Raw genomic sequence first — 18950 nt, forward strand, 5'->3', positions numbered from 1 at the left:
ACGCGTTCTGCGCGGCAGCGTCGATCAATCCGGCGATGGCGCGTCTTCCTCCAGCACGGCGTCGCGCGCTGTGCCGCCCATGGCCTTGATCAAATCGTCGTCGCCATCATCCGGCGGCGTTTCGTTGAGGCCCAGCATCCGCGCCGCGCTGCCGTCGTCCGGCATCACGGCGACATCGCGGAGCGCGCGATCCATCAGGCGGCTCCGCTTGTCGAGTTCGGCAACCGAGCCCGCCGCAGTGTTGAGCTGGCGCGCGACCTTGCCCACGGTGTCGTTGTAGCGCTTGAATTCGGTGCGCACGGCGCTGAGGATCTTCCAGACATCCCCGGAGCGCTCCGCGATCACCATGGAGCGATGGTTGACCTGGAACGCGTGCAGGATGGCGGCGAAGGTCGTCGGACCGGCCAGCATCACATTGCATTCGCGCTGCACGTGGTCGAACAGGCCGGGAATGCGCAGCACCTCGGCGAACAGGCTTTCGGTCGGCAGGAACAGGATGGCGCGCTCGGTGGTGCGCGGCGGGTTGATGTATTTCTTCGCGATGTCCTTGGCGAAAGCCTTGATGCGGTTTTCGAGCTGCTTGCGGAAGTGCCCGGCCAGCTCGATGTCGTTAGCCTCCAGCGCTTCGAGCATGTGCTCGTGGTCCTCGCGCGGAAACTTCGCGTCCACCGGCAGCAGCATCTCGTCGCCATCGATCATCGGCAGGCGGATGGCATATTCAACGCGCTCCGCCGAGTTCGGCTTGATCTGCGCATCCTTCACATATTGCGTCGGCGACAGAAAATCCTGCAGTAGCATCGCGAGCTGCACTTCGCCGAATGTGCCGCGCAGTTTTGGATTGGTGAGGACGTTCTTGAGATCGCCCACATGGGTGGAGATGCTGCGCATCTCGCCGAACACCTCATAGGCCTTGTTGAGCTGTTCGACCACGCGGCCGAAATTCTCGTTGAGCCGCGCTTCCAGTGTGGTCTGCAGCTTCTCGTCGACGGTGGTGCGGACCTTCTCCAGCTCCGCGGCATTCTCGGTGCGAAGCTGGTCGAGCCGGCCTTCGACGGTCTGGCGGAGCTGCTCGCTGCTTGCGCCCTGGGTGCGGATCAGTTCGTCGATGGCAAGCTTTGTCGCGTCGAGACGCTCTTTCTGATGGTTGCTGATCTCGCCAAGTGTTTCAGAGACGCCCTGGCGCATGCGCTGGAAACTGCCGCTGAGTTCTTCACGCAGATTTCGCGCAGAGTCCGCATGCGCGGCACCGGACTGATCGAGCTTGCGTTCGACCATGGTGCGCAGCGCTTCGCTATGGGCCGCCGCGCCCTGCTCCATGCGGCCGATATCCGTATTCAGCTTGGTGCCGATCTCGTTGATGCGCCCTTCGGTAGTCTTGTTCGAGGTTTCGAGACGCAGGCCGAAGCTGTCCACCTGCCGGAGCAGTTGTTCGGAGAGTTTCAGCATCATGGTGGCGGCAGCGCCTTGCTGCTGGTTGATGGTCTGCACCAGCTCCTGCCGCACGGCGCGGATCTCCGCATCCGACGCAGCACGAATGGCATCGCCCTCGAAGCGCAGAAGCTCGCTCACCTCGGCACGCTCCAGCGCCAGCGGACGACGCACAACCACGATGACGGCCACGATCGCGAACAGCGCGGCGATGAAAGCCAGCGCCAGCGTGGCGATCGGGAAATAGGGAGCGAATTCGGTCACGGCATCTCTCGCGTACTCTTTTTGTTCTAGCGAGAGCAGAAGATTCCCGCAACCCTCCGTGGGGTGGGCGGGGACGGAAACCGGGGATTAGTCAGATAAGCCGCCCCACTTTCCGGCCCTCATGGTGAGGAGGCCTAGCGGCGCAATTGCGCCGCTGGTAGCGCCGTCTCGAACCATGAAATGGCAAGGCTCCGGAGTTTTGCGGCCATCCTTCGAGACGCACGCCTACGGCGTGCTCCTCAGGATGAGGGCGGAGGCTGAGGGGCGGAGTTGGTGGCCCGCCCCGAACGATCAGCCCAGGTTCAGTTCCTTGAAGAAGTCGTTGCCCTTGTCGTCGATGATGATGAAGGCTGGGAAATCCTCGACCTCGATCTTCCAGATCGCTTCCATGCCGAGCTCGGGATACTCGACCACCTCAACCTTCTTGATACAGTGCTCGGCGAGGTTCGCGGCGGAGCCGCCGATGGAGCCGAGATAGAAGCCGCCATGCTTCTTGCACGCCTCGCGGACAGCGACCGCGCGATTACCCTTGGCGACCATCACCATGGAGCCGCCTGCGGCCTGGAACTGGTCGACGAACGAGTCCATGCGGCCGGCCGTGGTCGGGCCGAAGGCGCCCGAAGCATAGCCTTCCGGCGTCTTGGCCGGGCCGGCGTAATAGACCGGGTGGTTCTTGAAGTAATCCGGCAGCGGCTCGCCCTTCTCCAGGCGGTCGCGCAGCTTCGCATGCGCCGCGTCACGCGCGACGATCATGGTGCCGGTGAGCGACAGGCGCGTCTTGGTGGGATATTGCGACAGCGTCGCGAGAATGTCCTTCATCGGCTTGTTGAGGTCGATCTTGACGACATCGCCGCCGAGCGACTCTTCCACCTTCGGCAGATACTGCGCCGGATTGTGCTCGAGCTCCTCGAGATAGATGCCGTCCCTGGTGATCTTGCCGAGCACCTGACGATCCGCCGAACAGGACACGCCGAGGCCGATCGGCAGCGAGGCGCCGTGGCGCGGCATGCGGATGACGCGCACGTCGTGGCAGAAATACTTGCCGCCGAACTGCGCGCCGACGCCGGACGACTGCGTCATCTTGAGGATTTCCTGCTCCATCTCCAGATCGCGGAAGGCATTGCCGTCCGCCGAACCCTGGGTCGGCAGCGCATCGAGATAGCGCGCGGAAGCGAGCTTCACCGTCTTCATGCACAGCTCGGCGGAGGTGCCGCCGATGACGATGGCGAGATGATAGGGCGGGCACGCGGCGGTGCCCAGCGTCATGATCTTCTCTTTCAGGAAAGCGAGCAGGCGATCCTTCGTCAACACAGACGGAGTGGCCTGGAACAGAAAGCTCTTGTTGGCGGAGCCGCCACCCTTCGCCATGAACATGAACTTGTAGGCGTCATCGCCCTCGGCATAGATCTCGCACTGTGCCGGCATGTTGTTGGCGGTGTTCTTTTCTTCATACATGGTCAGCGGCGCGACCTGCGAGTAACGCAGGTTGCGCCGGAGATAAGCGTCGCGCGCGCCTTCGCTGAGCGCCGCCTCGTCGTCGCCATCGGTGATGACGTTGCAGCCCTTCTTGCCCATGATGATGGCGGTGCCGGTGTCCTGGCACATCGGCAGCACGCCGCCGGCAGCGATATTCGCGTTCTTCAGGAAATCGAAGGCGACGAACTTGTCGTTCGACGAGGCTTCGCTGTCCTCCAGGATGTTGCGCAGCTGCTGCAGATGGCCGGGGCGCAGATAGTGATTGATCTCGCCGAAGGCCGCTTCCGACAGCGCCTTCAGGGCATCGCGCGACACCACCAGCATGTCCTTGCCCAGCACGGTCTCGACGCTTACGCCCTCGGAGGTGATCTTTTTGTAAGGCGTGGTGTCCTTACCCAGCGGGAACAGCGGGGTGTGCTTGTAGGGCGGAACCGGCTTCTGCTGGTCGGGAAAAGCGGTGGGAGCGTTCATGGGACGGGCCTCGAGGGACTGGAATTTGGAGCCCTTTTAAGAGGTTTCCGTCACATTTTGAAGGGTTCAAAAGAACATGGCGGTGCCGCTGCTCAGCCGACACACGCTCCGGCCTACCCGTTTTCCGCGCCTCTAACACCTTGCGCCGTCGCGTTTTCTCGCGCTTCACTGCGATCGGGACCGAGGAGACATACGCATGCCGATCGACCACCGCCGCGCCTACCCTCTCGCTGCCGCCCTGGTCCTCCTCTCCGCCCTCGCCTCGCCGGCTTGTGCCGATCGGTGCGACGATCTCGCCAGGCAACTCAAGAGTCAGATCGACGGAATCAACATCGGGCGCACGGCGGCCAATGTGATCTATCTTTCGCATCCGGCGACAAAACAGTTGCGGCTCGGCTGCACCAACCGCTCGGTGACCAACGAGCTGTTTGCGCAATCGTCGACACGCAAGCCAACGCCGGCTTTCACCGATCTCGTCGCCAGCGCCGGGGCTGTCGTTTTCACGATCCCGAAACAGGACACGCTGACAGGCGCGACGCGCTGCCTCGGCCGCATGGGCCTGTTCCGCGGCAACGACATCAAGATGCGGTTTCGCCGTCTCGATTTCCGCTGCACGCGCGACAAGAGCACGGCGGCAATTTCGGTCTCGCGCAGCCGCAACGAGTGACCCGATCGCGACAATCCGAACGACTGCGGAAGGACATCCTTCACCATCGACGGTCTCTGCCGGCAATCGGCTCAAATTGAAGGACACGATTCATCACTCGTTGGGCAAGCGCGCGCATGTTTCCGGGACGCATTTCGAAACAGGACATTGCCATGAGCATTTCGAGCGTGACCGGCACGCCGCCGGCCACACCAATCCAGCCGATCGAGGCGCGGACGGTTGAGCCGAAAAAGCCGGAGACGGCTGAGGAGCGCAATCCGCCACCGCCGCCGCGCCCGCCGCTGCCGCCGGGTCAGGGCACACGGATCGATCAGTACGTCTGATTTCAACCCACGCGTCATTGCGAGAAGCACTTGCAATGACGTTTACTTGTCCAACGCCTTGTAACGCCGGAAGATGCCGTCCTCGTTGAACGGAATGCGTCGATCACTGGCGAGATAGGCCGCGATGCTCGGCCGCTCGGCAACGCGGTCGCGCAGACCGACGAGCGTCGGTATCTCGCGCTCAAATGCCGTCATGCGCTTCGGAAACGCGTAGCGCAGGCCCTCGACGATCTGAAACAGCGAGAGATCGACATAGGTCAATTTGCGCCCGGTGATATAGGCGCCCCCGCTGGCTTTCAGCAGCCGTTCGAAATAGCCGAGAAATTTCGGCACGCGCTCCTTCCAGAACGCCGCCGCGCGCAGTTTCGCCGGTCCCTTCTGATCCTCGTAATAGAGCGACACCCCGATCGGATGATGGGTGTCGTGCACCTCCACCACAAAATCGGCGATGGTCAGTTGCAGCGCGTTGAGCTTCAGCCGCCCGGCCTCGGTCTTTGGCGCAAGACCATGGCGCGCACCGAGATAGAACAGGATGTTCGCCGTCTGACCGATCACCAGCGTCCCGGCCTTGAGGAATGGCGGTGCGAAGGGCGGCAATCCCTTCTTCGCCTCCAGCATCTTCATCATCGCGCCCATACCGGCCTTGCCGCGGGCGACGTCGATATAGTCTGCCCCCGCGTCTTCGAGCGCGAGACGGACATATTCGCCGCGGCCCTGGATCATCGGCCAATAATAGAGCTCGTAGCGCATTCCCGTCCCCCATCGCACGTCAGGATCGGAAGGTAACGGATCGCACACCGATTGGTTCGCGCAGCGCTCACAAAGCAAAAGCGCCGCGGGCTGCCCCGCGGCGCTTGCATCGTTTCGATCCACCGGACGGCGTTACGCCTGCTGGATCGCCGACAGTTCCCAGTTGCCGCCGTTGGAGCGCAGGAAGGTCCAGACTTCCGTCGCTTCGGTCGGCGTCTCGCTGCCGGCGACGAGGCGGTTCGTGCCACGTTCCAGCGTCTTGTCGACCAGCGAGAAGCGCATCGCCACGCTGGCATATTCGACATTGCCTTCGCGCCAGGCTTCGGCCAGGTCGCCCTGCAGCAGCTTGACGTCCGACACCTTGTTGATGTCGTTCTGCGCCTTGTTCTCGGCGAGATCCTTGGCGAAGTACGACGTCATTTCCGGCGTCGCCAGCTTGCCCAGCGTATCGACGTCTTCGTTCGACCAGGCAGCCTGAACCTCGGTGAGCAGGCGCTCGAAGTCCTCGTAGTCCTTCGGCAGAACCTCGACCGGACGCTCGTCCTGACGGGAACCGAAGCCGAAGCCACCGAGACCGCCCAGCGCGCTGCGCGGCGCGGCCTGCGGGGCCTCCTGCTGGGCGCCGTAAGCGTGGTTGGTCTGCGCGGCCTGATTCGCTTCCGGAGCGTTGTAGGGCTGCGCGCCAGCCGGGCCGGCATAGGCCGACGCCGTCTGGTTCTGGTTACGGCGCTGCCACCACTTCATGGCCAGACGGACGACGATGACGATCAAGGCAACCTGCACCAACAGGCCGATGATCGACATCATGCTGCCGAGACCGCTGAGGAAGCCGCCGCCGAACAACATGCCGAGCAGACCAGCGCCGAGGAAGCCGGCAGCGAGGCCGCCAAGCATGCCCATGCCCGGACGGTTGAAGAAGCCGCCCTTGCTGGCGGCGCCCGCAGCAGCGGGACCGGCCATACCGGGCGAGCCCGGTTGCTGCATGGTACGGTTCATCGGCTGCGCCGCATTGGGCGCAGTCGCCGTCGAAGGCGGCGCCTGGAAAGTCCTGGAGCCGCGCGAGCCCATGCTGCTCTTGCCGCCCGGACGCGCATCGACAGCCGTGGAGACAGCAATCGTGAGCGGCATCGCCAGCGACAGGACAACGGCGAGCGTCTTGATCGCGCCGCGCATGCTGAACGTGAAAGTCATGGTCTTTTCCCTCAATCCCCGGCAGGGGGAAATCGCCCCTAAGATGGCGACGCCGCAGCAAAAGGGAAGCGCGCTTCACGCCGCACCACTGCGGCGCTCGGTCGCGGGTTTAGGGACATTCTAAAGCGGGAGAAAGCTGCAATTTCAACTGTTTGCGTTGCATTGCGAAAGAACGATGACGCGCCGACCGGTATCAGTTCGGCGCCATCGTCTCCTTGACCTTCTCAATCAACGCGCTGAGCGCGAACGGCTTCGGCAGGAACGCGAACTGCTGATTCTCCGGCAGGCTCTTCTCGAATGCCTCTTCGGCGTATCCGGAGACGAAGATGATCTTCAGCTCCGGATTGAGGGCGCGCATTTCTTTCAACAAGGTCGGACCGTCCATCTCCGGCATGACAACGTCGGAAACGACGAGATCGATGGCGCGGTTCTGTTCCTCGAACATCTCCAGCGCCTCGATGCCGTTGGAGGCTTCCACCACCGTGTAGCCGCGCGAGCGCAGGCCGCGGGCGTTCAGACCGCGCAGGCCTTCCTCGTCTTCCACCAGCAGGATCGTGCCCTGCCCGGTCAGATCCGCCTTCGGCTTGGCTGCTTCCTTCGCGGCGATGGCGGCCGCGATGGCCGGATCGGGCGCTGTTTCCTTGTCCTGATGATGGCGCGGCAGGAAGATGCGGAACGTGGTGCCCTGCCCTTCCCTGGAGTCCACATAGACGAAGCCGCCGGTCTGCTTGACGATGCCATAGACCGTGGAGAGGCCGAGGCCGGTGCCCTTGCCGACGTCCTTGGTAGAGAAGAACGGCTCGAAGATCTTTTCGACGATCTCGGCGGGAATGCCGGTGCCGGTGTCGGTCACCGCGATCTCCACATAATCGGCGGAAGGCATGCCCTTATAGGCGAGCTTCTCGGCCTGCTCGGTGGGGATATTGCCGGTGCGAACCGTAAGCGAACCGCCATCGGGCATCGCATCGCGCGCATTGACCGTGAGATTCACGATCACCTGTTCGAATTGCGAGATGTCCACCTTCACCGGCCACAGGTCGCGGCCGTGAACGACTTCCAGCTTCACCTTCTCGCCGATCAGGCGTTTGAGCAGCAGATCGATATCGGACAGCGCATCGCCGAGATTGAGCACGGTGGGACGCAGCGTCTGGCGACGCGAGAAGGCGAGCAACTGGCGTACCAAAGTCGCCGCACGCGTCGCGTTCTGCTTGATCTGCATAATGTCCTGGAACGACGGATCGGTCGGCTTATGCGCGTTCAGCAGGAAATCGTTGGCCATCATGATGGCCGAGAGCACGTTGTTGAAGTCATGCGCGATACCACCGGCGAGCTGGCCGATGGTGTCCATCTTCTGCGCCTGGTTGACCTGGTTCTCCAGCGCGCGGCGCTCGGTCGTCTCCAGCATGTAGACGATGGCCGCTTCGGTCTCGCGCTCTTCTTCCTGCACGGCGGTGACGAAGAACTGCCCCCAGCGCTCCTTGGCGCCGGTAAGCTGCAATTCCACGGGAGCGATATCGCCCTGCCCCTGCGCGGCCTGCCCGATAGCGGCGAGCAGTTGCGGGCGGTCGCGCTCGTTCAACGCCGCAAGGATCGACTTGTTGACGCTGCCATTGTCGTTGAGGGTCTGCGCCAGCTTGGCGAAGCGGGCATTGCCACGGACCACGGCGCCGCCGAGATCGACGGTGGCAATCGCCATGGGCGTATGGTCGAAAAAGCGCATGAAACGCACTTCGGCCGCGCGCTGCGGATCGGAGCGCTCGTCGCGTGCGCGGCTGATCACCAGCGTGCGCGATGCGCCGGGCACGCCGTCCGCGCCAAAAGCCAGCTTGTGATAGAGGCGCACGGGCACGGCCTTGCCGCCGCGCTGCTTGAGATCAATGTCGAAAACTTCGGTCTTCACCTCGCCGGGGATCGGCACGATGGAGGTGAGCAGCGAGGCGCCGTCGCCGGACACGATATCCGAGAGCTTCAGTCCACCGGAGCCGATCTCGGCGAGATCGTGATCGAGAAGGTTGGCGAGCGTCGCATTGACATAGACGAGCTCCCCCTTCTGATTGACCGAGAAGAAACCGCAAGGCGCGTGGTCGAGATATTCGATCGCATGTTGCAGTTCCTGGAACACGTCTTCCTGACGCTGGCGGTCGCGCGTGATGTCGGCCACCGACCACACGGTGGATTTCGATTCGCGCTTACCGGCGCCGAGCGGACGGACCCGCATCCGCAGCCAGCGGCCATGCGAACCGTCGGCGACAGTGACGCGCACTTCCTCCTGCTGGCGCTTGCCCTCGCGCGCGGCCTTGAGCAGGCGGAAGACAGCCTCGGAAACATCGGGATTGCCGATAAAGACGCGCTCGACCGGCCGTGCTTCCTGCACCGAAGCCGCCCCCGTCAGAGTGAGGTAGGCGGCGTTGGCATAGACCACGTGGCCGTGCGCATCTGTCACTGCGATACCATCGAAGGCACCGTTGGTGACAGCACGCATGATCGGGTCTTCGGCAGCGCGATCAGCGAAGCGAATGATACCTGCTGCGATGGCAAACAGCATGAACAGGCCGACCATGGCCAGCAACGCCAGCAGGCCGAGAATATAGGGCTGCGCCTGGGCGCGGCCGAGGGTCATGAAGGCCACAGCGCTGGCGACGATCGCCGCTGCGATGAGCAGGACGAGAACAATGCTGCCGCTGCGGCGCACGGGTTCCCGGGCTGCGTTGGACTCCGCCAGCGAGATCTGGCCATCGTGGTCGGTCTCGACGCTCATCGGACGGGGTATCGCCTATCTATGGTGGTTGCGGCGCGCACAGACGCGCCTCCTGAGTGCCCCAACCGACCGGCAGCGCGCAAGCGGTTCCACCGCTCTTTTGCGTCCAATCGGCCGATTTGCACCGTGTTCCAATACTGCTCGCGCATCACGCCGGACGTCCGGACAGGCCGCGCTTGAGGCCCATGACATAGCCAATCACCTCGGCCACCGCCTGGTAGTGCTCGGCCGGAATCTCCTCGTCGATCTCAACGGTAGCGTAGAGCGCGCGGGCGAGCGGGACGTTTTCGACGATCGGGATGTCATGCTTGCCGGCAACTTCCCTGATCTTGAGCGCAATCGCATCCATGCCTTTGGCGACGCAGATCGGCGCGGTCATGCCGCGCTCGTATTTCAGCGCCACCGAATAGTGGGTCGGGTTGGTGATGATCACCGAAGCCTGGGGCACGGCGGACATCATACGCTTCTTCATGCTCTGCTGGCGCAGCTGTTTGATCTTGCCCTTGATGTGAGGATCGCCTTCGGACTGCTTGAATTCCTCCTTCACCTCCTGCAGCGACATCTTCAGCTTTTCGAACCAGGTCCGATACTGGAAGAAGAAGTCGGCGATGGCGACGAAGGCCAGCATTGCGAGCACCGCGCCCAGCAGCTTCAGCGTCAAGCTCGTGGAGATGCCGAGAATCGCACTCGGGTCGATACGCACCATGGCGTCGAGACGGAAACGTTCGGGCCACAGCACCGTGGCCATCACCGTGCCGACCACGATCAGCTTGAACAGGCCCTTCAGAAAATTGGCCAAAGCCTGTTTGCCGAACAGCCGCTTGGCGCCTTCCATCGGCGACAGCTTGCTGAATTTCGGCGTCAGGCCCTCGGTCGAGAACACCAGGCGATGCTGCATCAGATTGCCGGCCAGCACGGCGAGAATGAGAAACAGAAACGGCATCGCAAGCGTGGACAGCAGCGAGAGGCAGAGCTCCTTCGCCAGCTCTATGAGACCCGGCCCGTCGGTACGGATCATCCACGAATTCTGCAGCAAATTCTTCATAGGCGTCAGCAGACCGGTGCCGATCGATGCATGGAACGACGACAATACCAGCGTGCCGCCGGCCAGCAGAAACCAGGTATTGACCTCCTGGCTTTTCGCGACGTCGCCGCGCTGATGAGCGTCGTCGAGCTTCTTTTGCGTGGGGTCGTGTGTTTTTTCGTTCTCGCTGTCCTCGGCCACAGGCGTCCTCCTATGTCCTCGGCATCATTTGGTGCATCACACCAGCGAAGTAATCCATGTAAGTGCCCATCATCGCTGAGAGCACCAGCGCGAAGATCAGGAAGCCGATCATGATCGAGAGCGGCACGCCGACGAAATAGACCTGCATCTGCGGCATCAGGCGAGCTAGCACGCCGAGTCCCATATTGAAGACGAGGCCGAAGACGAGGAACGGCGCCGCGAGCTGAACGCCGATCTTGAACGCTGCGGTGAAGGCATTGGTCGCAAGCTTGGCGACATCGCCGGTCGGCAACACCTCGCCTGGCGAGAAAATCTTGTAGCTGTCGCTCAACGCGGCGATCACGAGGTGATGCGTATCGGTGGCAAAGATCAGCGTCATGCCCAGCAAATTGAGGAAGTTGCCGATCAGTACGCCCTGCTGCCCCTGCGTGGGGTCCACCGAAGTGACGAAACCGAGACCGAGCTGCTGGGCGATCACCGAACCTGCCACCTGCAGGGCCGAGATGGTGACGCGCGCGGTGGCGCCGAGCACGATACCGATGACGATCTCGCGCAGCATCAGCACAAGCATCGGAGTCATCGATGTCATATCGACATTATAGCCGGCGCGATGAGCCGGCAGCATGATCAGCGTCAGCGCCAGGGCGATCGACAGCTTGACACGCATCGGAATGTTGCTTTCGCCGAAGCCGGGCAACAGCATCACCATGGCGCCGATGCGGGCAAACACCAACATGAAGGCGGCAGCGAGAGCCGGCAGGAGCGAAATGTCGATACGCATGAAGGATGTGTATCACCCCCCGATGATTCGCGACGATATCCGCATCATGTAGCTTGATAGCGTATCGCCCATGAAAGGCAGCGCCAGCATCATGGTGGCAAAGACAGCAAGAATCTTCGGCACGAAGACCAACGACTGTTCCTGCACCTGGGTCAGCGCCTGAACCAGCGAGATCACGACACCGACGATCAGGCCGACAACCATCAGCGGTCCGGAGACCAGCACGATGGTCCAGATCGCATCGCGGGCGACATCGAGAGTTTCGGGGCCGGTCATGAGATAATTCCTTTTTACTCAGTCCCTCATGGTGAGGAGGCGGGTAGCGCCGTCTCGAACCATGAGCTGGGGAGCGCTGTCGCCATCCTTCGAGATGCCGCTTCGCGGCTCCTCAGGACGAGGGCGGCGCGTGGAGGCGGAGTTAGATCTGCATCTTCAAAATATCTTCGTAGGACTGGATGACGCGGTCGCGCACCGACACCAGTGTCGAGACGGCCACGTCGGTCTCGGCGACCGCGGTGACCACATCCATGACATTCGCCTTCCCATTGGCCATGGCGATGGTCTGCGCATCCGACTTGCGGCCGGCATCGAGCACGCTGCCGAGTGCTTCCTTGAGCACGGCACCGAAGGACGGGCCGACGCCGCCTTCGGCAACCTTGTTGAGACCGCCGACGCCGCCCGCGCCATCCATGATGCGGGCGAGACTGGCATAGGCATTCGCGGCGACATTCGGGGCTGCCATGATGGATGTCCTGTTCAGGCCTTGAGGATATCGAGGGTGCGCTGGATCATGCGACGCGTGGCGCTGATGATGTTGAGATTGGCCTCATAGGAGCGCTGGGCTTCCTTCATGTCGGTCATCTCGACCAGCGAATTGACGTTGGGCACCTTGACGTTGCCGGCTGCATCCGCTGCCGGATTGCCCGGCTCGTAACGCGTCGGAAAAGCCGACATGTCCGGCCGCACGCGGCCGAGGCCGACCGTGCGCGCATCAAGGGTGCGATCGAGTTCGGAGGTGAAGGTCGGCACCTTGCGGCGATACGGGTCGCCGCCCGGCGTCTGCGCCGTGGACTGCGCGTTGGCGATATTTTCCGAGATGACGCGCATGCGACCGGCCTGGGCACGCAGGCCCGAGGTCGCAATTCCCATCGATCTGGCGAAGTCGCTGCTGTTGTCGCCCATATGCCCCTCTCCTCAGCTTCGCCGTTCAGCGCTTGCCAATCGCAGTCTTCAGGAGACCGAGACTGCGGCTGTAGAGCGAACTCGCTGCAGCAAAATCCATCTGGTTGGCGGAGACCTTCAGCATCTCGTCTTCGAGATTGACGGCATTGCCGGCAGGGCGCGTCTCGTAGCCGGTCCGGCCGTTAACATCGAACTTCGCAGAGGCTCCCGATGGGGTGATGTTGACGCCCTGGGCGCGCATCATCGGAAGTTGCCCCGTCACACCGCCCGCCGCAGAAGCGCCGGACCTGTCGAACTTCGGCTCCACCAGATCGCGCGGCCTGAATCCGGGCGTATCGGAATTGGCGACGTTCTCGGCCAGCACGCGCTGACGCTCCTGATGCCATTGCATCTTGGTGCGCAGCACCGACAACATCGGCAGGTCGCTGATCGCCATCGGACTTCTCCGCTCCGCCCGGACGCCCTGTCCGCAGCCAGGCAGAATTTGCCGACTGTATGGTTAACAACCGGTTAAGCCCCGGCGCAGATGATTACCGAAACGTAAAGCAATCCCGTAAAATGCAGGATTATTACGCCTCGGGATCGCTTTTTCGCCCGAATTGCCCGATTAACCACAAAGCTCAGCCACACGGCGGGGCGACTAGAAGTCGTTTTGGCTGCAGCGATTCATAGTTTATTGTTAACCATCGGCAGTTTCTGCCGAGCGGCGTTAACAGTCGGGGCGCGATTCCCGCGTTGTCCGGCCTGGATCGATCGGAGAATCGACCGGCAGTAGGACGCGAGAGCGGAGCCAGCCGCCGTCTGTCTGGGGATTTCTTTCATGAACGGAACATCGGCAGTCACTTTCATCCTTGCCTTCGTCTTCGTGCTGGCGCTGATCGGCCTCGCCGCCTGGCTGGTCCGCCGATTCGGCGGCAACCGGCTCGGCGCCAATTCCGCACGCGGGCGGATGCCCCGCCTCGCCGTCATCGACGCCGCCGCCGTCGATGGCCGCCGCCGCCTCGTTCTCGTCCGCCGCGACAATGTCGAACACCTGATCATGATCGGCGGTCCGTCCGATATCGTGGTCGAGCCCAACATCGTCCGCGCCGCGCCCGGCCGCGAACGTGAGCCGGTCAACCAGCGCGACGCGTCGCGCGCTCCGTCTTTCGCCGACACGCCGAGCTGGGCGCCCCCGGAGCCTGCCGAGCTCGGCACCGAGCCGGAAGCCGCTCCTGAGCCGCCGGCCCCGACGCGCCCGGCCCGCCCCGCTTTCGTCGAGGAGCCCCGCCGCCCGGCGGCTGCGGCGCTGCCCGAGCGTCGCCCGGAACCGACCGTTGCAGCCGTGACGCCCGAACCGACGCCGGCTCCCGTTCCGCCGCGTGAGCCCCTGCTCCGCGCGTCCCGCACCGAAACGCCGCGTTCGGAGATGCCGCGTAGCGAACCGATGATGCCGCGCCCGATGCGCGCCGATCCGCCGATCCGCACCATGCCGCCCACCCGACCGCTGGAGCGCGCCAATATCCCAGCTGCGCCGGCTGGTGCCGCGAAGCCGGAAGCGCCCGCCATCGTGGCACCGTCGATCACGTCGACAACGCCATCGACGCCAGCCGCGATTTCCGCCGCCGACCAGAACCTCGCCGATATGGCTCAGCGCCTCGAAGCGGCGCTGCGTCGCCCGTCCGGCGAACCGGCCCGCTCCGATGCGCCAGAGCCGCGCATTGGCGCACCGTCGGTTGCCCCCGATACTCCGGCTGCCGCGTCGCGCCCGCGCGCACCGGAAGTATCGATCGCGAGCGCAAGCCGCGGCGAGGCACCGGCAGTCACGCCTCCTGCGAAATCAGGTTTCGAGAATCTCGAAGACGAGATGGCGTCCCTGCTGGGACGGCCGAAGTCCTCTTCGTGAGACCCGCCAACCTTCCGCGTAGAGTATTTTTCACCTCAGTTCTGATCGCCGCCGGGCTCCTTGCCAGCCCGGCGATGGCGCAGGATATCAGCATCAATCTCGGCGGCGGTGGCGCCGGTGTCACCGAGCGCGCAGTGCAGATGATCGCGCTGCTGACGGTGCTGTCGATCGCACCGTCGATCCTGATCATGATGACGTCGTTCACGCGCATCGTGGTCGTGCTGTCGCTGCTACGCACGGCGCTCGGCACCGCGACCGCGCCACCGAATACGGTGATCGTGGCGCTCGCCATGTTCCTCACCGCCTTCGTGATGGGTCCGGTGCTGCAGCGCTCTTACGACGATGGCATCAAGCCGCTGATCGCCAACGACATCACCGTCGAGCAGGCCCTGGTCCGCGCCGCCGGCCCACTCCGCACCTTCATGCAGAAGAACGTGCGCGAGAAGGACGTCAAGCTGTTCATGGATCTGTCCGGCGAACCGCCGCCGGCAACACCTGATGAGATGTCGCTGCGCATTCTGGTGCCGGCCTTCATGATCTCGGAGCTGAAACGCGCCTTCGAGATCGGCTTCCTGCTGTTCCTGCCCTTCCTGATCATCGATCTCGTGGTCGCCTCGGTGCTGATGGCGATGGGCATGATGATGCTGCCGCCAGCGGTGGTGTCACTGCCGTTCAAGCTGATCTTCTTCGTGCTGGTGGACGGCTGGTCGCTGGTGGCGGGCAGTCTGGTGCAGAGTTACGGGCAGTAGCGAGCGCCAACGAAATTTGTCCCGGACGCGATGCGGCACAACGTGCCGCTTCGCAGAGCCGGGACCGTCAGCAATTCCGGGGTTTGAAACGGGCCCGGCTCTGCGGAGCAGCGCAAGAGAGCGCTGCACCGCGTCCGGGACACCAAAGATCAGCGCGTCGTCATCTCGATTTTACGCACCACCGGGATCGCCGGCAGCGAACCGGTCGGCGCCATGTCGGCAATACCGGGGACGGTCGCCTTGGCGCTGCTTTCGGGGAAGCGCTGCTTCATCTCGCGCAGGAAACCATCAAGAGTATCGACCGAGGCCGCCATCTTGGCGATGGCCGCGAATTCCGAACTGTTGCCGGTCGCCGGCTTGCTCGCCGTGTCGAAGGCAATCTTGTCGGCGCCGGAATTCATCAGCGGTGCAAATTTTTCGCGGAAACGTGCAAGGCCGAGCGCATCTTCTGCCAGCGCATAGCCGACCACGGCGCGGATGACGTCGCTCTTCTCGCCCGTCGTGAGCGGCGTGAAATCGCGCCAGCGATCGCCATAGTAGAGCTCGATCTGCTCGGCCGCCTCACGCCAGCGCCGCGACGACCAATAAATGTCCGAACGCAGCCGGACCGCCTCCCGACCAGCGACGTTGGCGATGATGTCGAGCGCGAGATCGCGGCGGCCGATATCGCTCTGCGCGCGCGCCTCGAGCAGCAGGCGCTGCTGACGAAGTTCGCCGGACAGATCATTGATGCGCGTGGTGCGCATCGCCGCGATGGCGCGGTCGGGTTTACGTGCCATCAGATAGACGGTCGCAAGACGCGCTGCGACCTGCGAACGTGCAGCGCCTTCGAGGCGGTGATCGACCTGATACTGCAGAAGCTCGGCGGCCTGATCGAGCAGATCCACAGCCACGAGCCGATCCGCAAGCCGGCGGATCATCTCGTCGCCGCGGCGGCCGATCGGCGTCAGCTCGCGGAACTCATAGAACATGGCCAGCGCATCCACCGGCGGCAGCTTGTCGCCCTTCGGCGAAAGATACACATCGGAGAACAGCGCCTGCGCTTCGTCCTGCACCTGCCGTGCGGCTTCGCTATTCGCCTGCCGCTCCGTGGCGGTCCGTGCGGCCGTCAGCGAGTCCTTGTAGCGACCAGCCTTGGCATACATCTGCGACAGCAACTGGAGTGCACGGACCTCAACACCGTCGCCGCGCCAAGTCACTGCGAGCGTTTCGAGTTCCGTCAGCGAATCCTCGTCACTGATCTCACCGCGCTTCTGACGCAGTACGATTTCGCGCAGCTTGGCTTCGGCGGCTGACGGACGATCAACCGATCCCGTAACCTCGGCATATTTCGACAGCGCATCCTTCTCGCGGCCGAGCGCTTCATCGAGCCAGGCGCTGAGCAGCGTCGCCGCCGGCTTCATCTCCGCGGGAATACCGACGACTTCCAACTCGCTGCCGCGCGCCGATGCACCGGCATAATCCTTCACTTCGAGCGAAGCCCGGAGCGCCATCATCAGACCGATGCGCTGCAAGTCGGGCGGCAGGGCCGCGAGGGTGAATTCCGAGTTCTTGAAGCGCTCGCGCGCTTCCACCCATTTGCCTTGCTTGGCGAACGCGAACGCCTTCCACAACTCGGCGTCATAGCCCGGGCCGAGCACCGGCTGAGCAATGTCCTTCAGCGTCTGTTCCGGGCGATTGATCAGAGCGCTCGCGACGGCATGGATGACAAGCGCCGCGGCGTTCTCCTCACCCGCTTTCATGTCGGAGATGGCGAGATCGGCCACGCCCTTGGCCTCGTGATACATGCCGCGCGCCATATAGAACTTGGCAAGGTCCATGCGTGCATTGGCGACCGAGCCGGTGTCTGCCACGGCAGCCGCATCGATCAGCTTATCATGGCGCTGATTGAACGGACCTTCCTGATCGATCCGCCACTGCCCGACATCGAAGATCGGCCGCGCCACGGTCGACGCGCGCTGCGGTGCTGCATCCGCGGGCGACAGTGTGAGGCCACCGGGGCGGGTGAGCGTCACCTTGTCGATGGCGGCATCGACCGCGACCTCGTCGGAATTCGTTTGCACGACCACGCCATGAATCGATTCGAGCAGCGAGAACTCGACGAAGTCCTGACGGCGGACAAAGCCACGCGCTGGCGGCAGCGCGGTGATGACGGTGAGCACATCGCCGGCATCGGGATCGATGATGCGATGCTTCGCACCGGGTCTTGCAAGTGGCACCTGCACGCTGGCTCTCGAAGAATCGGTAACGTTGCGCACGGCCGAGAGCGGCTGCGATTGCACCTGACGTGTATCGGCCAGCGTCAATGTCCACGCTTGACCATTGCCATTGGCATCATCTGCCGCGAGCGAGGCGAGTTGCGGGCGGTTCAGACGGATGCGCACCGCCTGCCCCTTGTCGAGCTTGATCGCCTCGGCATCGGCGACCACCGCACCGCTGTCCCGGCGGATAGCGGCGACGTCGATCGGCTTCGCCGATTCCGTCACCAGCCACAGCATGTCGCCGCGACGAAACAGCGCCACCGCTGTCGGTGCCGGGAACGCAAAATTCATGCGCAAGCCGTCGCTGCTGCGTTTGATCTCGACAGGAACGCCCACGGACTCCGATGGATTCGCAGCCAATGACGGTGCAGCCGGAGGCGACGCCTCGATTTTTGCCGTCTCTGACTTCGGCGCCTCGGGTTTCGATACCTCGCTCTTGGGCGCTTCCACCGTCGCGACGGGCGCTACGGCTGGCGCCTCGTCCTTCTTTTCCTGCGCAACTTCGCGCGCGATCGACTCGGACGTCGGTGGCTTGATCTCGCTGGATTTCTGCGCAGGCGCAGCTTCGATCGGCTTCGCTTCCGCAGGCTTGTTCTCCGCCGGCAGCTGCACAAGCGGTGACGGCTTATCCGGTTGCTGGAAGCCGATATCGACGAAGTAGTTCTTGTCATCGCGGAACGACTTCACGTCCACGTCGCCGATCAGCGCGATTTCGACAGCCGTGCGATTGCCGTCCATCGCCTGACCGATAGAGGCGACGTTGGGCGGCGCAGACAGTTTGGCGTCGGCGAGGTCGAAGACCAGCCCGGCATTGAAAGTCAGCGTCAGGCGCTTGTCTTCCAGCAGCGAAGACACACCGACATTGGGCTGCGTCTCGAAGGCAAAGCGCACGAAGGTCGGCTGCACCGAAGCACGCACGCGGATCGGCGGCTTCTTCTGGCTGTCTGCTGCAGCGCGCTGCTGGCGCAGCGCGCGTTCGGCCGCGCGGGCGCGGTCGGACAATTCCTTGACCACATCCTGCGGCAATCCCGGCGGGGCGCCCTTCCAGCCATCAGGCAAGAGATCGATGAAGATGCGCTCGCCGGCAGTCATCGAATTGACCGTCACACGGCGCGACAGCGCGAGGCGGATCGCCGTGCCGTCGGGATCACGACGCACGGAGCCGACATAATCGGGCGCGGCGTCGGCGAGAACTTCGACAGGGACGTCGATCGGACGCTTGAAGCGCACGATGAGGACGGAGCCAGCCTGGCTCACCTCGGATTCAACATCCTCGGCAAGCTTGAGCACGATGCGCGCGTAACCGCCCGAAGTGGAGAGAGCTGCCGTCCCCTTCACGCTCTGGGCGAAGGCAGGCAACGAAAATCCCGTCGACAAGGTGAAGACGACGGCGACACCGGCGCAGCGCGACAGGACCCACGACCATGCGTGGGGGCGCGTCCAGGATGCAGCGGCCATTCTGCGCGGCATGTCGAAGAGTCTCTCAGCCCGGGTACGAGGAACGGCTTTCATCCGTCTCGCGCCAAATCTAGAAGCCGG

The 18950-nt window shown here is 63.5% G+C and carries 16 protein-coding genes; 4 read left to right on the forward strand and 12 right to left on the reverse strand.

The features are described 5' to 3' along the window. Positions 1-24 precede the first annotated feature (24 nt). Together E0H22_RS18480 and E0H22_RS18485 are read right to left on the reverse strand one after the other, a co-directional pair. Positions 25-1692 (reverse strand): DNA recombination protein RmuC, encoded by a 1668-nt coding sequence (locus E0H22_RS18480; protein ID WP_233022452.1) that lies wholly within the window; start codon positions 1690-1692, stop codon positions 25-27. 291 nt (positions 1693-1983) lie between these two features. Then, a complete protein-coding gene (locus E0H22_RS18485) occupies positions 1984-3639 on the reverse strand; it encodes a fumarate hydratase (protein ID WP_233022453.1) in 1656 nt (551 codons plus the stop codon). 196 nt (positions 3640-3835) lie between these two features. Between E0H22_RS18485 and E0H22_RS18490 the strand changes: the two genes are divergently transcribed. Together E0H22_RS18490 and E0H22_RS18495 are read left to right on the forward strand one after the other, a co-directional pair. Continuing rightward, positions 3836-4306 carry a hypothetical protein gene (locus tag E0H22_RS18490; protein ID WP_233022454.1) on the forward strand — a complete coding sequence of 157 codons (471 nt, stop codon included), beginning with the start codon at positions 3836-3838 and terminating at the stop codon, positions 4304-4306. Between the two features lie 152 nt (positions 4307-4458). Next, entirely contained in the window at positions 4459-4629 is a 171-nt protein-coding gene (locus tag E0H22_RS18495) for a hypothetical protein (protein ID WP_233022455.1), read from the forward strand. A gap of 42 nt (positions 4630-4671) precedes the next feature. On the opposite strand, the gene E0H22_RS18500 is transcribed toward E0H22_RS18495, so the two are convergent. From E0H22_RS18500 to flgB, 9 genes are all read right to left on the reverse strand, one after another. After that, positions 4672-5379, reverse strand: a complete 708-nt coding sequence (locus tag E0H22_RS18500; RefSeq protein WP_233022456.1) for a glutathione S-transferase — start codon at positions 5377-5379, stop codon at positions 4672-4674. Positions 5380-5511: 132 nt separating this feature from the next. Further along, positions 5512-6570, reverse strand: a complete 1059-nt coding sequence (locus E0H22_RS18505) for a Tim44 domain-containing protein (protein WP_233022457.1) — start codon at positions 6568-6570, stop codon at positions 5512-5514. A 193-nt stretch (positions 6571-6763) separates the two neighbouring features. Continuing rightward, complete coding sequence (cckA, locus tag E0H22_RS18510; protein ID WP_233022458.1) at positions 6764-9328, reverse strand: cell cycle histidine kinase CckA; 2565 nt, start codon at positions 9326-9328, stop codon at positions 6764-6766. Between the two features lie 148 nt (positions 9329-9476). Next, entirely contained in the window at positions 9477-10553 is a 1077-nt protein-coding gene (flhB, locus tag E0H22_RS18515; protein WP_233022459.1) for a flagellar biosynthesis protein FlhB, read from the reverse strand. A 10-nt stretch (positions 10554-10563) separates the two neighbouring features. After that, entirely contained in the window at positions 10564-11334 is a 771-nt protein-coding gene (fliR, locus tag E0H22_RS18520; protein WP_233022460.1) for a flagellar biosynthetic protein FliR, read from the reverse strand. A 12-nt stretch (positions 11335-11346) separates the two neighbouring features. Then, positions 11347-11610, reverse strand: coding sequence for a flagellar biosynthesis protein FliQ (gene fliQ / locus E0H22_RS18525; protein WP_233022461.1), 264 nt, complete (start codon positions 11608-11610; stop codon positions 11347-11349). A 142-nt stretch (positions 11611-11752) separates the two neighbouring features. Then, entirely contained in the window at positions 11753-12076 is a 324-nt protein-coding gene (gene fliE, locus E0H22_RS18530; RefSeq protein ID WP_233022462.1) for a flagellar hook-basal body complex protein FliE, read from the reverse strand. A gap of 14 nt (positions 12077-12090) precedes the next feature. Beyond that, positions 12091-12516 carry a flagellar basal body rod protein FlgC gene (gene flgC, locus E0H22_RS18535; protein WP_233022463.1) on the reverse strand — a complete coding sequence of 142 codons (426 nt, stop codon included), beginning with the start codon at positions 12514-12516 and terminating at the stop codon, positions 12091-12093. A gap of 25 nt (positions 12517-12541) precedes the next feature. Further along, a complete protein-coding gene (gene flgB / locus E0H22_RS18540; RefSeq protein ID WP_233022464.1) occupies positions 12542-12952 on the reverse strand; it encodes a flagellar basal body rod protein FlgB in 411 nt (136 codons plus the stop codon). A gap of 384 nt (positions 12953-13336) precedes the next feature. On the opposite strand from flgB, the gene E0H22_RS18545 reads away from it, so the two are divergent. Both E0H22_RS18545 and fliP read left to right on the forward strand, forming a co-directional pair. Next, positions 13337-14401: a flagellar biosynthetic protein FliO gene (locus E0H22_RS18545; RefSeq protein WP_233022465.1), complete on the forward strand. Its 1065-nt coding sequence runs from the start codon at positions 13337-13339 to the stop codon at positions 14399-14401. Further along, positions 14398-15150 carry a flagellar type III secretion system pore protein FliP gene (gene fliP, locus E0H22_RS18550; protein ID WP_233022466.1) on the forward strand — a complete coding sequence of 251 codons (753 nt, stop codon included), beginning with the start codon at positions 14398-14400 and terminating at the stop codon, positions 15148-15150. Before E0H22_RS18545 ends, fliP begins: the two co-directional genes overlap by 4 nt. Positions 15151-15299: 149 nt before the next feature. Here fliP and E0H22_RS18555 read toward each other — a convergent pair whose 3' ends face one another. After that, on the reverse strand, positions 15300-18881 hold the full coding sequence (locus E0H22_RS18555) for a tetratricopeptide repeat protein (RefSeq protein WP_233022467.1): 3582 nt from the start codon (positions 18879-18881) through the stop codon (positions 15300-15302). Positions 18882-18950: the final 69 nt, after the last annotated feature.

This window comes from Rhodopseudomonas boonkerdii (assembly GCF_021184025.1).
GTDB classification, from domain to species: Bacteria; Pseudomonadota; Alphaproteobacteria; order Rhizobiales; family Xanthobacteraceae; genus Tardiphaga; species Tardiphaga boonkerdii.

Coding starts and splice junctions, on each gene's coding strand:
- fliE (WP_233022462.1), bottom strand. CDS start 12,076: ATGGCAGCCCCGAATGTCGCCGCGAATGCCTATGCCAGTCTCGCCCGC.
- flgB (WP_233022464.1), bottom strand. CDS start 12,952: ATGGCGATCAGCGACCTGCCGATGTTGTCGGTGCTGCGCACCAAGATG.
- flgC (WP_233022463.1), bottom strand. CDS start 12,516: ATGGGCGACAACAGCAGCGACTTCGCCAGATCGATGGGAATTGCGACC.
- E0H22_RS18555 (WP_233022467.1), bottom strand. CDS start 18,881: ATGCCGCGCAGAATGGCCGCTGCATCCTGGACGCGCCCCCACGCATGG.
- fliQ (WP_233022461.1), bottom strand. CDS start 11,610: ATGACCGGCCCCGAAACTCTCGATGTCGCCCGCGATGCGATCTGGACC.
- E0H22_RS18490 (WP_233022454.1), top strand. CDS start 3,836: ATGCCGATCGACCACCGCCGCGCCTACCCTCTCGCTGCCGCCCTGGTC.
- E0H22_RS18545 (WP_233022465.1), top strand. CDS start 13,337: ATGAACGGAACATCGGCAGTCACTTTCATCCTTGCCTTCGTCTTCGTG.
- fliR (WP_233022460.1), bottom strand. CDS start 11,334: ATGCGTATCGACATTTCGCTCCTGCCGGCTCTCGCTGCCGCCTTCATG.
- E0H22_RS18505 (WP_233022457.1), bottom strand. CDS start 6,570: ATGACTTTCACGTTCAGCATGCGCGGCGCGATCAAGACGCTCGCCGTT.
- E0H22_RS18500 (WP_233022456.1), bottom strand. CDS start 5,379: ATGCGCTACGAGCTCTATTATTGGCCGATGATCCAGGGCCGCGGCGAA.
- E0H22_RS18495 (WP_233022455.1), top strand. CDS start 4,459: ATGAGCATTTCGAGCGTGACCGGCACGCCGCCGGCCACACCAATCCAG.
- E0H22_RS18485 (WP_233022453.1), bottom strand. CDS start 3,639: ATGAACGCTCCCACCGCTTTTCCCGACCAGCAGAAGCCGGTTCCGCCC.
- cckA (WP_233022458.1), bottom strand. CDS start 9,328: ATGAGCGTCGAGACCGACCACGATGGCCAGATCTCGCTGGCGGAGTCC.